The organism is Archangium sp. (assembly GCF_036389735.1).
Classification (GTDB): domain Bacteria; phylum Myxococcota; class Myxococcia; order Myxococcales; family Myxococcaceae; genus Archangium.
The window spans coordinates 1-14868 of sequence record NZ_DASVWK010000995.1; the positions used below are offsets into that span (position 1 = coordinate 1).

Sequence of the window (14868 nt, forward strand, 5' to 3'; positions counted from 1 at the left end):
TGCCGCTCGAACTCCCGGCCGCGCTTCTTGATGCGGTAGAGCAGCACGTCCAGCCGCGCCTTCAGGAAGATGACGAGGTCCGGCCGGTTCACTCGCGGGCTGAGCGCCTCGAACACGCGGTCGTAGAGCGCCAGCTCGTGCGAGTCCAACGTCAGGCAGGCGAAGATGCGGTCCTTGGCGAACAGATAGTCGCTGACCGTCACCGAGTTGAAGAGGTCCTGCTGGACGAGCTCCTCCTGCTGCCGGAAGCGTGAGAGCAGGAAGAAGAGCTGCGTCTGGAAGGCGTACTTCTGCCGATCCTCGTAGAAGTTGGCGAGGAAGGGGTTCTCCTCGAAACGCTCGAAGATGCGCCGGGCCCCGAAACGCTCGGCGAGGATGTTGGAGAGGCTCGTCTTGCCGACGCCGATGGGCCCCTCGACCACGATGTAGCGGTTATCCATCCCCTTCGAAACCTCCGACCACTGAGAAGAGCCACGCGCCACCCTGTTGGGGGCCGGCGGCGGGGCGCGGATAACACCATGAGGTTGGCGACTCGGCAATCTTCCGGCAAGCCGGCGGCTGTCCACGCTTGACGACCCGGTGGGCGTCCACTACCAGGGATTCACGCGCGGGGCGGGACACTCGAGCGCGGAGACCGAAGGCGATGAATCGACGTCAGCGTGCGAAGACGGTCATCGAGCTGGAGCCTCGCCGGACGCCGTCCACCGAGACGGCCCAGGCCCCCGCCGCGATCGAGCCCGACCCGCTCTATGGAGTGGCCCTCCTGAAGACGGCGCTGGAGCTCAAGCGTCGGCAGGACGGCTCGCCCGAGGAGATTCTGCGCGACGTGCTCGCGCGCATGCGGCTGCCCGAGGACGAGTTCCGCGCCTGGCTGTCCCAGCAGGGCGAGCTGCTCTCGCTCATGGGCGGCGAGCGCTGAGCCACGCGGGGCGCTACCCCGCGGACACCCACGACTGGAGCGCGGTATCCACCGCGTTGCTGAGCGACTTGCAGAAGGCGTACTCGGCGCGCAGCCGCTCCACGGGAGTGGCCGCCTCGAAGCGGCGCGTCTCGAAGAAGAGCGCGTACACCACCTTGTCACCCACCTTCGAGCGGATGCCGAGGTAGTCGCCCTGCACGTCCATCTGCGGCAGCAGCATCCGCTCCAGCGAGCGGTAGACGCGCACCATGTCCCGGGTCGCCCCCACGAAGGTGTTCTCCTCCACCGCGGGAATCACATTCGGATCACCCCAGCGCAGGAGCACCCGCCCATCGGGGCGGGCGAACAGCGCGTACAACACGCCGAACCGGCGCAGTACCGGATCCAGGGCCTCCAGGGGCAGGGGTCTCATCAGTCCTCTCCGAACGGCCCCCCTTCGTTAGCACCAGGGCGGAGAGGACGCCAATTGCCGCCCCTCTCTACGGTGCGGCGACCGGCCCCAGCGCGCGCTCGATGGCGGCGAACTCCTCGGACGAGAGCGTCTCCGCGCGCCGGATCGGGTCGATGCCCGCCGTCTCCAGCGCCTTCAGCAGCTGCTCCTGCGTGCCCAGCGTCTTGTCCGACTTGAGCGAGTTGATGAGCGTCTTGCGCCGCTGCGCGAAGCCCGCCTTCACCAGACGGATGAAGCGCGCACCGTCCATCACCGGCGCCAGGGGCGTAGGGCGGCGGATCAGCCGCAGCACCGCCGAGTCCACCTTCGGCGGCGGATGGAAGCGGTGAGCGTCGACGTCGAAGAGGTTCTCGGAGGTGAAGTAGAGGCCCAGGATGGCGGTGAGCAGGCCGTAGTCGCGCCCACCGGGCTCGGCCGCGAGCCGGTCCACCACCTCTTTCTGGAGGGTGAAGACGGCGCGCGTCACGGTGGCCCGCTGCTCCAGCACCTGGAAGAGGATGGAGCTCGTCAGGTGGTACGGGAGGTTGCCCGCCACCTTCACCTCGGGGGCACCGGCCACCTTGGCGAAGTCCACCGTGGTCGCGTTACCGTCCACCACCTGCACTCCGGGGATGGCCTCCTTGCCCAGGACGGCGATCATGTCGCGGTCCTTCTCCACCGCGGTGACGCGCGCACCGGTGGCGGCGAGGAAGCGCGTGAGGTGTCCCAGGCCGGGGCCCAGCTCCACCACCGGCTCGCCCTCGCGCAGCTCCAGCGCGTCGGCGATGGCCTCCAGGATGTCCGGGTCCCCGAGGAAGTTCTGCCCCCAGCTGTGCTTGGCCCTCAGGCCATGGCGCTGGAGGATGTCACGTGGCGTATCCACTCGCGTCTCCCTTCACCTTCACATGCGCCAGGCCGGGTCCGCGGACAGACTGAAGTCGCCGCGCAGGCCCCGGCGCCAGGCCTCGTAGCCCGCCACGGCGATCATCGCGCCATTGTCCGTGCACAGCCGCACGGGCGGGAGGAACAGCTTCAGGCCGCGCTCCTCGGCGCGCTCCTGGCACAGCGAGCGCAGGCGCGAGTTGGCCGCCACGCCCCCGCACACCACCAGGCGCTCGAGGCCCAGCCGGCGCGCGGCGGCGACGAACTTCTTCGACAGCGCGTCCGCCACGGCCTCCTGGAAGGAGGCGCACAGGTCCGCCAGTGCCTGGCCCTCGGGGACGCCGTGCTTGCGCACGTGCTGGAGCACCGCCGTCTTCAGGCCGGAGAAAGACAAGTCGAAAGTGTCCGAGCCGGGCAGCGCGCGCGGGAAGCGGATGGCTTCCGGGTTCCCCTTCTGCGCGAGCTGATCGATGGGCAGCCCGCCCGGGTACGGCAGGCCGAGGATGCGCGCCGTCTTGTCATAGGCCTCGCCGGCGGCGTCGTCACGGGTGCTGCCCACCAGGCGGTAGCTGCCGTAGTCGCGCACCTCGTAGAAGCTGGTGTGGCCCCCGGAGACGACGAGCCCGAGGAAGGGGGGCTCCGGGGCGTCCTCCAGCAGCCGGATGGCGAGCAGGTGTCCCTCGAGGTGGTTGGCCCCGACGAAGGGCTTACCGGTGGCGAGGCTCAGCGACTTGGCCACCTGGAGGCCCACCAGGAGCGCGCCGATGAGACCGGGCCCGGAGGTGACGGCGATGAGGTCCACGTCATCGAGCGTCTTGCCAGCCCGGGTGAGGGCCTCGTGCAGGACGGGCATGACCTGCACCACGTGGTTGCGGCTGGCCAGCTCCGGCACCACCCCACCCCAGCGCCGGTGGATGTCCACCTGGGTGGAGACGACGTCGGAGAGCACCCGCCGGCCGTCCTCCACGAGGGCGGCGGCGGTCTCATCACAAGAAGTTTCGAGTCCGAGTACGAGCAAGGGGCATCCTCTCTACCAGGAGCCCACCGCCTCGCCTACTGCCCGAGCGTCTTGAGGGCCTCGCGCACGTCGTTGGCGTTGGAACCGGTGGGCTCCAGGAGGAGATACTGCTTGTAGGCGTCGATTGCCTTCTTCTCCTGCTGGGAGAACTGCCGGGCCATCCCCAGGTGGAACCAGACCTGGGCATTCTTGGGCTGGGCCTTGAGCACGTCCTCCAGCAGCTTGGCGGCGTCGCGGTAACCGCCCACGCTCGTGCTCTCGCCATTCACCAGGGAGAAGCCCAGGCCCGTCTTGGCCTCGTTCGAGTCCGCCTTGAGGGAGAGGGCCTTGCGGTAGGCGAAGGCCGCCTTCCCGTAGCGCTTCCCCGCCATGTGCTTCTTGCCCAGCTTCACCAGCTCGGCGTACTGGGCTTCGGGGCTCAGTTGCTGCGTCTGCGCCTGCTCGTCGTCCTTGCCGTCATCCTCGGCGGGCGGCGTACCGGTCGCGGTGACGGCGGGCTGCTCGGCCGGCTTGGGAGTCTCCGGCTTCTGCTCCGGCTGGGCCGGTGTCTCGGGGGCCTTCGCCTCCGGCTCCGGTGCCTTGGTCTCTGGCGCCTTCGCCTCGGGGGCCTTGGCCTCCGGCTCCGGTGCCTTGGCCTCTGGCGCCTTCGCCTCGGGGGCCTTGGCTTCCGGCTCCGGTGCCTTCACCTGCTCGGTGGGCGCGGGCTTCGGCCGCGGGGGTGTCTCCGAACCGCCCCGACCAAACATCACCACCGCCGCGGCCAGGACGAGCGCCACTGCGCCCACCCCGACGTAGAGGCCGGTGCGCTTCGGCTGCTGCCGCGGCTTCACCTCGCGCTCGACGGCGGCCGGCGGGCTTCGCTTGGGCTCTGGCGTCGGCTTGGGCTTCGGCGCGGGCACGGGGCTCGCCTTGGGCTCCTCCACGGGCTTGCTGGCCACGGGCTTGCTGGCCACGGGCGGAGTGGGCTTGGGCTCCGGCTTGGGCTCCTCGGTGGGCCTGGCCGCGACGGGCGGATTCTCGGCGACAGGCTCGCTCTCGGGGGCCGCGGCAACGGGCTTCAGCCCCGAGACCAGTGTCACCTCGTCGGCCGGAGTCGCGGGCTCCGGAGGCGGCACCGGCGGCATCAGGTTGGGGCCCACGGCGGCGCCACCGAAAATGGGGCCACGTGACCCGGATGCCGACGGCTCCACGGAGGCCGGCATCGAGAGCGAAGGCGCGGGCGCGCTGGAGGGCGCCGGAGCACCCGCGGGCGGCAGCTTGCGGTGAGCCGGAGCCCAGCCCGGGCCCCAACCACCGGCCGAGCCGAGGCCATCCACGTCCACACGGCTCCAGTCGAGCAGCAGGCTGCGCTGCTCCAACTCCTTGGCGCGGTGGGCCGGCGCCGGCTCCACGAGGAACGCCGAGCCCTCGGCCGTGCGCGGAGGCGCGATGATGTCCGTCTCGGGCGGCAGGTTCGGCGCGCGCCGCGACTTGGCCTCGAAGACGACGACATTGGCGAGCCGTGGCGGCTCCGCCGCGGCCACGGGCGCCACCACGGGAGGAGGCTCCGGCACCACCACGGGCAGAGGCTCCTCGTGCACGGCCAGAGGCTCCAACACGGCCAGGGGCGGAGGCTCCGGTGCGGCCACGGGCTGCGCCACCACGGGCAGGGGCGCGGGCGTCACGGCGGGACCCGGCTCCGGAGCCGGCTCGGTGGGAGCGCTCGGCGCCGGCGCGGTGTGCAGCCACTCCTCGATGCCGGGCTTGCCGCTCTGCACGGGCTCCTGCGAGACGCTGCCCAGCTCGCGGATGAGGCCCTCGAAGTACAGCTTGCTGATGATGCCCAGCGCGGCCAGATCGTCGAAGTCCGAGTCCTCCACCACCCGGCTCAGGCTGCGCTTGCCATCGAAGAGGCGCAGCAGCCCGTTGACCTCGTCCGGAATCTCCGAAAGCCGGTCCGCCAGCTGGTGGTAGTCGATCTCGAACACCGTCTCCAGCGGCGGGAGCTGCTCGAGCATGCGGCCCCACTCGTCCAGGCGGCGCATGCCCTCCATCAGCAGGCCCTGGGTGGAGACCTCGATGCGCTCGGGACGGTCGAGCGCGGTGAACTGCACCTCGAACTCACCCTCGGTGGCGTTGAGCAGGCGGTAGAAGGCGCTCTCACCCTTGAGCCGCCCCATCTCCGCGTCGATGACGCGGCCTTCCTTGAAGTAGATGGTGGCGACGCGCTCGCCCTTGATGGAGATGTTGCCCGTCTTGCGGCCGATCTCGAACGTCTGGACCAGGTCCACCACGCCCATGTCGGCCAGGTTCCCCGCGAACCCGCCCTTGGTCGTCTCCCGCCGCTCGATCTTCTCCTTGTCCGCCTTCTGGAGGATCATCGTCACGCGGGTGACGATCTCTTTGATGTAGATGGGCTTGGTCAGGTAGTCGTCGCCCCCGAGCTCCAGGCCCTTCACCTTCGCCTCGACCGCCTTCTGGTTGGTGAGGAAGACGTAGGGAATGTGCTTGAAGCGCTCGTCCGACTTGAGCGTCTTGCACAGCTCGAAGCCGTCCATCTCCGGCATCTTCGTGTCTGCGAGCACGAGGTCCGGCGGGCTGATCTGCACCTTCTCGAGCGCGTCCTTCCCGTGGATCGCGGTCGTGACGGAGAAGCCGGCCTTCTTCAGGCTGACCTCCATCACACGGAGACTCTTCGGGTCACCATCGACCAGGAGCAGGTGCTGCTTGGCCACGTTCGATTGCCTTTCGCTGCGAGCACCACGGAGAAGGGGCCCGACGCGGAGAAGCCTGGATGATCACGCCCGCTCTCCAGGCATGTCAATGGTAGAGGGGATGGGGTACTCGCCCAGCATCCGGGGAGACGGGCACTCGTCGGAGCCCATACCGGACCCTCGCCCGAGGTCCAGCCGAGCCGGCGACTTTTCCGGGAAAGCCTCGTTCCCGCCACCCCGTTGAGAGGGGGCGGGGGCTCCCGGGGCTGCCCTCAGCGGAAGAGGCCGCCCTTCTTGGGGGGCGGCGGATTCTTCTTGCGCATCTCGATGAGGCGCAGCTCCTGGTTGGCCTCGAGGTGCTTGGGGTTGGCGCGCACCGCCTCGCGGAAGTGGCGCTCGGCACGCTCCATGTCGCCCTCGACGCGCGAGATGACGCCGAGCTGGTAGTGCGCCCGATCGCAATTCGGGTCCAGCTTGAGCGCCTCCGTCATCAGTAGCTTCGCCTTGGGGGCATCGGCCTTGCGCTGGGGGTCCATGTAGATGGCCCACCCACGGGCGGCGAGGTACAGCCCCTTGGGGTCGCCACTGTAGGCGCGCTCGAAGTGGTCGACCGCGGCCGCGAAGTCCCGCTTGCGGAAGAAGACCTCGCCCATTTTGAAGAGGTCGCTCGGGTCCACTCCTCCGGAGGCCCTGACGGCGACCTGCTGCGGCTGCTGTGGCTGTTGAGGCGAGCTCCCCTTGGACCGTAGCTCCTGGAGGTAGGCCGTGCGCTTCGCGTCGTCGTAGAGGACCTCGTAGGCCTCGCGGATGGCCTCGAAGACAGTGGTCATCTTGGGCGCCAGCGCGGAGAGCGTCGGAGGCAGGCGGTCCGGGTGGAAGCGCTTGGCGAGGGCGAGGAACGCGGTCTTCACCTGCTCCCGCTTCACCTCTGGGCCGATGATGAGGCCGAGCATGGTGAAGTGGTCCCGCTTCGCCTGCACGTCGGCGTAGCGCTGCTCGATGAGCTGGGCGAGCTGCTCGTCGGCGATGCCCGGAGCCGGCGCTCCAGGAGCGGGCCGCGGGGCCGCGGGCGCTGGAGCGGCGGGAGCACCCCCTGCTGGCGCGGTCTGGGCGCCGGGGGTGCCCAGGTTCGCCATGGCATGCTGGAGCAGCCGCTGGCGGTGCGCCTTCGAGGCCTCGTCGGTGGACTCGCCCACGATGTCGCCCTCGCCGAGGGTGAGATCGTCCCAGGCCTCGGGAACATCCGAACCAGCCGTCTGGACCGCGGCGGCGACTTTGACGGGCGCGGAGACCGGGGCCGGGGCCGGGGCCGGAGAAGGCCTGGCGGCGACCTGGGGGACCTCCGCCTGGACGAGCGACTCCAGGTGGGCATCGACCTGTAGGAACGCGGCCTCGAAGGAGGCGCTCATGTCACCGGGGACCTCGACGGCCGCGTTGGCACCATCGAAGGTGACGATGCGCCAGAGGTCATCATCACCCGTGAGCCGAGGGGCATCCGGCCCCAGCCGGAGCGGCTGCATGGGCGCAGGGGCGGGGGCACTGGCGCGGGCCGCCATGTTCGGGGGAACGGTGCTCTTGGGAACGGGCGCGCTGGCAGCGGGGGAACGAAGGCCCGGGGGCACGGCGGCGCTGGACGGCGCCGGAGGCACGGCGGTGCTGGACGGCGCCGAAGGCATGACAGGAGCGGGCGAGGCGGCGACAGGTGCCGCGGGCACGGGCGCCGCTGGCATCACGAGATCGCCCCAGAAATCCTGATCCGCGCTTATCAACTCCTCCACCGGGACCTGGGGAGCGGAGCTCGCGGGCGAGACAAACGCTGGCGGGGCGGCCACCGGAGCAGCGGGCGCCGTCGAGGTGGGGACCTCATTGAGGAGCCATTCCTCGGGAGGAACGGCACCGGCACGCCGCATGGCCTCCTGCATGTCCTGCATCAATGCGGTGTTGGCCTGTTCACGTGCGAGTCGGAGCGCGGCCGTGTCTTCCTGCACGGGCAGCTCCGTGCTGCTCGGGCTCCCAGCCAACTCCATCGACTCCGGGGTGGGCTCCTGGCCACTCGGAGCCGTGGCCAGCTCCAGCTCGCCAGAGTCCCCGGAAGCATTGCCCGGGAATGCGTCGAACCAGACCTCGGAGGCGGGCGCGACCTCCGCGAGCGAGGGTTCGACCTGCGCCCCGGGGGTCGTACTCCCGGCGACGGGTGTACCGGTGAACTCACTGACCTCGAACGAGTTCGCGGACTCCGGAGAATCGATCGGCGCCGTGGTGAGGATCAACTCCCCATTCTGGAGCTCGGCGGTCTCGGCGAGGAACGCCACGTCCGAGAGCTGGGACAGCTCAGCGGGGACCCGCTGCTCGGCGAGGCGCTGCGCCTCCGCGAGACGCGCCTCCTCGGCCCGGCGAGCCGCCTCCGCGAAACGAGCCTCTTCGGCGAGCCGAGCCTCTTCCGCGACGCGGGCCTCTTCCGCCAGCCGCGCCTCCTCGGCACGCCGGTTCTCCTCCGCGAGACGCGCGGCTTCGGCGCGACGCGCCTCCTCGGCGAGACGAGCAGCCTCGGCACGGAGGGTCTCTTCCGCGAGACGCGCCTCTTCCGCCAAACGAGCCTCTTCCGCCAGACGAGCCTCTTCAGCTCGACGCGCCGCCTCGGCCAGTCGGGCCTCTTCCGCTAGGCGAGCCTCTTCAGCCAACCTGGCTTCTTCGGCGAGGCGAGCCTCCTCTTCCGCTCGGAGACGCGCCTCTTCAGCCAGTCGAGCTTCCTCAGCGAGGCGGGCCTCCTCGGCACGACGAGCTTCCTCGGCCAGGCGCACCTCTTCAGCCAACCTCGCTTCCTCCGCGCGACGTACCTCTTCCTCGGCAGCCCGACGTGCCTCCTCGGCAAGACGGGCCTCTTCGGCCAGCCGAGCCTCCTCGGCAAGACGGGCCTCTTCGGCCAGCCGAGCCTCTTCGGCAAGACGAGCCTCTTCGGCCAGCCGAGCCTCTTCGGCAGCCCGGCGCGCCTCCTCCGCTAGCCGCAACTCCTCAGCGAGCCGAGCCTCTTCCGCCAGCCGCGCTTCCTCGGCGAGCCGAGCCTCTTCCGCCAGCCGCGCTTCCTCGGCCCTACGCCGGGTCTCTTCGGCTAGACGAGCCTCTTCAGCCAAGCGCGCCTCTTCGGCGAGTCGCGCTTCTTCAACACGACGAGCTTCTTCCTCCGCCAGACGCTGTGCTTCCTCTTCTGCGAGCCTCCGAGCCTCTTCCGCCAGCCGGGCCTCTTCGGCGAGGCGGGCTTCCTCAGCCAGCCGAGCCTCTTCTTCAGCCCGACGGCGCGCCTCTTCCGCCAGCCGGGCCTCTTCGGCGAGGCGGGCTTCCTCGGCCAGCCGAGCCTCTTCAGCCAAGCGAGCCTCTTCAGCCAGCCGTGCCTCTTCCGCGAGGCGGGCTTCCTCGGCCAGCCGTACCTCTTCTTCAGCCCGACGTCGGGCCTCTTCAGCGAGACGGGCCTCTTCGGCCAGCCGCGCTTCTTCGGCTAGCCGAGCCTCCTCCGCTAGGCGGGCCTCTTCTTCGGCCCTACGACGCGCCTCTTCGGCGAGACGTGCCTCTTCAGCCAGCCGAGCCTCTTCAGCTAGCCGGGCCTCTTCTTCGGCCCTACGACGCGCCTCTTCCGCCAGCCGGGCCTCTTCGACCAACCGAGCCTCTTCTTCGGCCCTACGACGCACCTCTTCAGCCAGCCGAGCCTCTTCAGCCAGCCGGGCCTCTTCGGCGAGACGCGCCTCTTCAGCCAGCCGAGCCTCTTCGGCCAGCCGGGCCTCTTCGGCCAGCCGGGCCTCTTCGGCTAGCCGGGCCTCTTCCGCCAGCCGGGCCTCTTCTTCGGCCCTACGACGAGCCTCTTCGGCGAGACGGGCCTCTTCAGCGAGACGAGCCTCTTCAGCCAGACGAGCCTCTTCCACCGCTCGACGCCGGGCCTCTTCAGCGAGACGGGCCTCTTCAGCCAGACGAGCCTCTTCGGCGAGACGAGCCTCTTCCTCCGCTCGACGCCGGGCCTCTTCCGCGAGACGAGCCTCTTCCTCCGCTCGACGCCGAGCCTCTTCGGCCAGCCGCGCCTCTTCCGCCAGCCGGGCCTCCTCTTCCGCCCGGCGCCGGGCCTCCTCCGCCTCCCGTGCCCGCTCGCGAGCCTCCCAGGCCTCGATGCTCAGCGACTCGACGAAGCCCTCGCGCTCGAGGACGTGGAGCAGCACCTCCTGGGCGGGTGTCAGCGACTCCAGCTTCTGGAAGTCCCCCAGCGTCGCGAGGAAAGCCGTCTCCTCCTCGCCGGCCACCCACGGGGCGCACGCCGCCACGTTGGCGCAGCGGTACATGCGCACCACGGGAGCCTCGGAGCGCGCGGGCTCGAGGGCGGCGCGGACAACACGCGTCCCCGCGATGGGGCGGAACATCTCCTCCACCCCACCCTCCTCGAAGGCGGCGCGCTCGGCGAGCTCACTCAACCGCCTCACCTGGGCGAGCACCTGCTGCTCCGCCACCTCCCGCGGCGCCAGCCCGAGTTCCTCCAGCAGATCTTCGTCCGGGGCCCCCGCGCTACCCCGGGCCCACAGCGCATCCAGCAATTCCGCGTGGATGCGTCCGGACTGCATCAGCGCCTGGACCGGCGTCTGGAAGCCGAAGCCGAGCCGCGTCCCCACCAGGTCTCCTCCCTGGAGGAACAGGAGCGCTTCACGCCCACCGGCGTGCAGCAGGAGCCGGCCGGTGGCTCGGGACTTGTGGGCGGAGTACAGCGTTTCGGCGACCTGCGAGGGGGGCATGCGGCCCCCAGTGTAGTCCGTCCGCCCCTCCCCTCAACTAGACGAGCCCGCTTGCCCGCCCGGCGCCCCCAACTGCACCTGGCGAAGGGCCTCGTAGGCGGCGATGCCCACGGCGGTGGACAGGTTCAGGCTGCGGCGCTCGGAGAGCATGGGGATGGTGACGGGCGTGCCCGAGCCCCCCGCCAGAATGTCCGGGGCCAGCCCCTGGGTCTCCGAGCCAAAAACGAGGTGGTCTCCCTCCTCGAAGCGGGCGGCATACAGGGATGTCGCGGTACGGGCGGAGAACATCCAGCGCCTGGCCGAGGGCCACTCGGCCAGGTAGGCGTCATAGTCCGGGTAGAGCTTCAGGAAGACCTTGTCCCAGTAGTCCAGCCCGGCGCGCTTGAGGTCGCGGTCGGCGATGGAGAACCCCAAGGGCTCCACGAGGATGAGGCGGCAGCCGGTGACGGCGCACAGGCGGGCGATGTTGCCGGTATTGGGGGGAATCTGGGGGGAGACGAGGACGAGGTGGAAGGGGCGCGCCAGGGGCTGGAGCATTGGGGTAGAACGCGCGACATGCGCCTGAGGGTGAACAACGAGACACGGGGCCGCCTGCTGGCGGACCGCGCCGAGCGGGCCACGAGCTTCGTGGACCGGTTCGTGGGGCTGATGGGCCGGCGTTCGCTGGCCTTTGGCGAGGGGATGCACATCGAGCCCTGTAATTCCATCCATACCTTCTTCATGCGCATCCCCATCGATGTGGTCTTCCTCGACTCCGGCGGGGTGATCGTCAAGCAGTTCTCGGCCCTGCCCCCCTGGAGGGCGACCTCGGTGTACTTCCAGGCGAAGTCGGTGCTGGAACTCCCCGCCGGGACCCTCCAGGCAAGCGGCACCCTGGAGGGCGACCGGCTCGTGTTCGAGCCGGTCCCTTGAACCCCCACGGACCGAGAGGGGGCCCCCTTCCGGCCTTCAGGGGTTTTGACCCCCCTCGCGGCGCTTTGTTAACCTGCCCATCCGTCCACGGCCCCCCTTGGACACGTTGGAGACTCCCCGAGATGCGCATCGAGGTTGCTGGTTACACCCACGTCGGGATGAAGCGGAACCACAATGAGGACAACTACCTCATTCTGCCCGACGAGCATCTGTGCTGTGTCGCCGACGGGATGGGCGGCCATGCCTCCGGGGAGATCGCCTCGAAGATCGCCGTGGACGAGCTGGCCGAGTTCTTCCGGATGACGTCGAGCGACCAGGAAGCCACCTGGCCGTTCAAGATGGACAAGACGCGCAACTACGACGAGAACCGGCTGGCGACGGGCATCAAGTTGGCCAACAAGAGCATCTTCGACAAGGCCTGCAGCGACCTGAAGTTCAAGGGCATGGGGACGACGATCGTCTCGCTGCACTTCACCAACAACATGGCGTACGTGGCGCACGTGGGCGACAGCCGCGTGTACTACTTCCGCCAGGGCGTGTTGTATCAGGTCACCGAGGACCACTCGCTGCTCAACGACTACCTCAAGGCGAAGAAGCTCACGCAGGAGGAGATCGAGAACTTCCCGCACAAGAACGTCATCGTCCGGGCCCTGGGGATGAAGGACACGGTGCAGGTGGACGTGACGCGGGTGGAGGCGCAGGAGGGGGACGTCTTCCTGCTGTGCTCGGACGGGCTGTCGGGCATGGTGCCGGACCCGCAGATGCAGGAGCTGCTGGGGCGCACCTCGGAGTTGGAGAAGGCCTGCTCGCAGCTCATCGACGCGGCGAACGCCGCGGGCGGCAACGACAACGTCACCTGCGTGCTGGCGCGCTTCCACGCCGACTGACGAGGGCCCCGGGTTCTACCCCTGGAGCGGGGCGGGCACGCGGTGTGCGCCCCAAGCCACCACGTCCACGAGCTCCTCACCGGGAGCCACCTCGGTGCCCTCGAGGATGGCGCAACGCTCGAGCCGAGCGCCGGCGCCCACGCGGACTTGAGCGCCCACGGACACCGAGGCGCCGACGCGGACCCCCTCGGCCAGGGAGCACCCCGCGTCGAAGTGAGCCGGTCCCGTCACCTGGGCGCCACCGAGGCGCGCCGTGGGGTGGACCCAGGAGTTTCCCTGCCCGCGAGTGCCCAACCCCTCCAGGGTCACCTGCCCGGAGAGCACATCGCGCACGGTGGACAGGTAGCGCGAGGGGGTGCCCAGATCGGACCAGTACGCGCGCACCACCTCGCCGCGCACCGTGAGGCCCGCCTCCATCATCCGCACGTAGACGTCGCGGTTGATGTCCTCGGGGCCCTCGGGGGTCATGAAGTCGAAGACGCGCGGGGAGATGATGTGAACCCCCGTGAAGTGCCAGGGGGTGAGCCCCTCGCCACCGGGCCCGAAGCGGGCGATGCGGCGCACGCGGCGCTCCGCGTCCATCTCCACCGAGGCGTACTTCTCGCTCTCGGGCATGGGCATGAGCAGCATGGTGGCCGCGGCGCCCGAGGCCCGGTGCGCCGCCACCACGGGGCGCAGATCCACCGGGAAGAGGATGTCGCCGTTGAAGACGATGAAGTCGTCGTCGGCGAGGAAGTCGCGCAGGCCGCGGATGCCGCCGCCCGTGCCCTGGATGACGGGCTCGTGCACCACGTGCACCGGCAGGCCCGCGCGAGCGCACTCGGCGCGGGCGGTGGCGGCCATGACGTCCGGCAGGTGGTGGGTGTTGATGCCCACCCCCTGCACGCCGGCCGCCCGCAGCACCGCCAGGTGGTAGCGGAAGAGGGGCTGCCCGAGGAACGGCATGGCTGGCTTGGGCCAGCGCTCGGTGAACGGACGCAGGCGCGTACCCAGCCCCGCGCAGAGGACCATCGCCTTCATGTGCGGCCCCTCCCCTTTCCCTGTCAGCCCAGCTCGGGCACGTACTTCGCCACCAGCTTCTGCAGCCCGCTCATCTCCGGTCGACCCTTGAAGGCGTCGCGCACGTAGCGCAGCGAGGCCGGGATGGACACCAGGAAGCCCGGGTTGCCCTTCACGCGGTTGATGAACTCGAAGCGGCCCGCGTCCTTCAGCTTGCGCTGGATGGTGAGCAGATCGAAGAAGGCCTTGAAGGCCTTGGGCTCGATGCGCTCGCCCGTCAGTTCGGCGAAGGTGGCGATGTAGCGGTCCAGCATGGTGTCCACGAAGGCGCGATCCAGCTCCACGTAGCTGTCGCGCAGCAGCGCCACCAGGTCGTACTGGCGAGGGCCCTGGAGCGCGTCCTGGAAGTCGATGACCACCAGCTCGCCGTCCTTCACCATGATGTTGCGGCTCTGGTAGTCGCGGTGGGTGAAACCCCGGGGAGCGGCGGCCAGCTGCTTCGCGATGTCGCGGAAGATGCGGTCCAGCTCGGCGCGCTCGGTGTCGGTGGGCTTCTTGCCACTCCACACCTCGAGGCCCCACTCGCGGAAGTGGTGCAGCTCCCAGTCGTAGAGGTCCTCGTCGAAGGCGCGGGTGAAGGCGAGGCACTCCGGGTCCGGCTGGCGCTCGGCCTGGGCACGCATGCGGGCCAGCAGGTCCACCGCGCGGGTGTAGAGGGCCTGGTTGTTCTTGCCGCCCTCGAGCGCCGCCTCGAAGGTCTGGTCGCTCAAGTCCTCGAGCACCATCATCCCCGCCGGCTCGTCATAGAGGAGGATGCGCGGCACGCGGATGCCCAGCCGGTCCAGGTAGCGGTGCACGTTGACGAAGGGCAGCTCCTTGGGCGGCTCACCCTTGGAGGCCTCCTCGCTCTTCTTCGAGGCGTCCGGCGGCATCACCATGACCACCCAGCTGTCGGAGCCGGTGCCCACACGGTAGTACGAGCGGTTGCTCGCATCGCCCTTGAGCTTCTTGATGGGGGCCTGGGGAACGGGGCGGCCGATGGCCTTCCCCACCTGGTCGCGCAGCGCGGCCTCGAGTTCCATAAGTGAACGCTTCTCCCGGAGTCGTGAGAGGAAGGCGGGAGTATGGGTGCGGGGGGAAGCCGGGTCAAAGCTCCAGTGCGGGTGTGTTTCACGACCGGTTGTATCCCCGACATGCGGGGCCGGGGCCCGGGTGGCTGGCCACTGGACTGGCCTCGGGTTGTGCCGCGCTGTGTCGGAAGGACACGGGGTACGAGGGTGTTCTTCTCAGAGGGGGGGCAAGCAGCCGGCCAAGGTCGACCGGCACCACCGGGGCGGCTATAAGGGCGCCGGTTTCTCCCTC

At 69.7% G+C, this 14868-nt stretch carries 12 protein-coding genes; 3 read left to right on the plus strand and 9 right to left on the minus strand.

Going from position 1 to position 14868, the window contains the following annotated elements:
* On the minus strand, window positions 1-440 hold a 440-nt coding region (locus VF794_RS35470), incomplete at its 3' end, for a deoxynucleoside kinase (protein WP_331117549.1).
* Between the two features lie 203 nt (window positions 441-643).
* Here VF794_RS35470 and VF794_RS35475 point away from each other — a divergent pair.
* On the plus strand, window positions 644-919 hold the full coding sequence (locus tag VF794_RS35475) for a hypothetical protein (RefSeq protein ID WP_331117550.1): 276 nt from the start codon (window positions 644-646) through the stop codon (window positions 917-919).
* Between the two features lie 13 nt (window positions 920-932).
* On the opposite strand, the gene VF794_RS35480 is transcribed toward VF794_RS35475, so the two are convergent.
* The 6 genes from VF794_RS35480 to VF794_RS35505 all read right to left on the minus strand — a co-directional run bounded on the left by VF794_RS35480 (window position 933) and on the right by VF794_RS35505 (window position 11245).
* A complete protein-coding gene (locus VF794_RS35480) occupies window positions 933-1331 on the minus strand; it encodes a hypothetical protein (RefSeq protein WP_331117551.1) in 399 nt (132 codons plus the stop codon).
* A gap of 67 nt (window positions 1332-1398) precedes the next feature.
* Window positions 1399-2232, minus strand: a complete 834-nt coding sequence (gene rsmA / locus VF794_RS35485; RefSeq protein WP_331117552.1) for a 16S rRNA (adenine(1518)-N(6)/adenine(1519)-N(6))-dimethyltransferase RsmA — start codon at window positions 2230-2232, stop codon at window positions 1399-1401.
* Window positions 2233-2250: 18 nt separating this feature from the next.
* The gene (tsaD, locus tag VF794_RS35490) at window positions 2251-3249 is read right to left on the minus strand and encodes a tRNA (adenosine(37)-N6)-threonylcarbamoyltransferase complex transferase subunit TsaD (protein WP_331117553.1); all 999 of its coding nucleotides are present in this window, start codon (window positions 3247-3249) and stop codon (window positions 2251-2253) included.
* Between the two features lie 35 nt (window positions 3250-3284).
* Window positions 3285-5963 (minus strand): response regulator, encoded by a 2679-nt coding sequence (locus VF794_RS35495; protein WP_331117554.1) that lies wholly within the window; start codon window positions 5961-5963, stop codon window positions 3285-3287.
* A gap of 251 nt (window positions 5964-6214) precedes the next feature.
* Window positions 6215-10708 (minus strand): J domain-containing protein, encoded by a 4494-nt coding sequence (locus VF794_RS35500; RefSeq protein ID WP_331117555.1) that lies wholly within the window; start codon window positions 10706-10708, stop codon window positions 6215-6217.
* Window positions 10709-10741: 33 nt separating this feature from the next.
* Window positions 10742-11245: a tRNA (cytidine(34)-2'-O)-methyltransferase gene (locus VF794_RS35505; protein ID WP_331117556.1), complete on the minus strand. Its 504-nt coding sequence runs from the start codon at window positions 11243-11245 to the stop codon at window positions 10742-10744.
* Between the two features lie 18 nt (window positions 11246-11263).
* Here VF794_RS35505 and VF794_RS35510 point away from each other — a divergent pair, with 18 nt between their 5' ends.
* Entirely contained in the window at window positions 11264-11620 is a 357-nt protein-coding gene (locus tag VF794_RS35510) for a DUF192 domain-containing protein (protein ID WP_331117557.1), read from the plus strand.
* A 122-nt stretch (window positions 11621-11742) separates the two neighbouring features.
* Window positions 11743-12507 carry a Stp1/IreP family PP2C-type Ser/Thr phosphatase gene (locus tag VF794_RS35515; protein ID WP_331117558.1) on the plus strand — a complete coding sequence of 255 codons (765 nt, stop codon included), beginning with the start codon at window positions 11743-11745 and terminating at the stop codon, window positions 12505-12507.
* Between the two features lie 15 nt (window positions 12508-12522).
* Here the strand turns inward: VF794_RS35515 and VF794_RS35520 are convergent, their stop codons facing one another.
* Window positions 12523-13527: a sugar phosphate nucleotidyltransferase gene (locus VF794_RS35520; RefSeq protein WP_331117559.1), complete on the minus strand. Its 1005-nt coding sequence runs from the start codon at window positions 13525-13527 to the stop codon at window positions 12523-12525.
* A gap of 23 nt (window positions 13528-13550) precedes the next feature.
* Window positions 13551-14588, minus strand: a complete 1038-nt coding sequence (locus VF794_RS35525; RefSeq protein WP_331117560.1) for an aminoglycoside phosphotransferase family protein — start codon at window positions 14586-14588, stop codon at window positions 13551-13553.
* Window positions 14589-14868 lie beyond the last annotated feature (280 nt).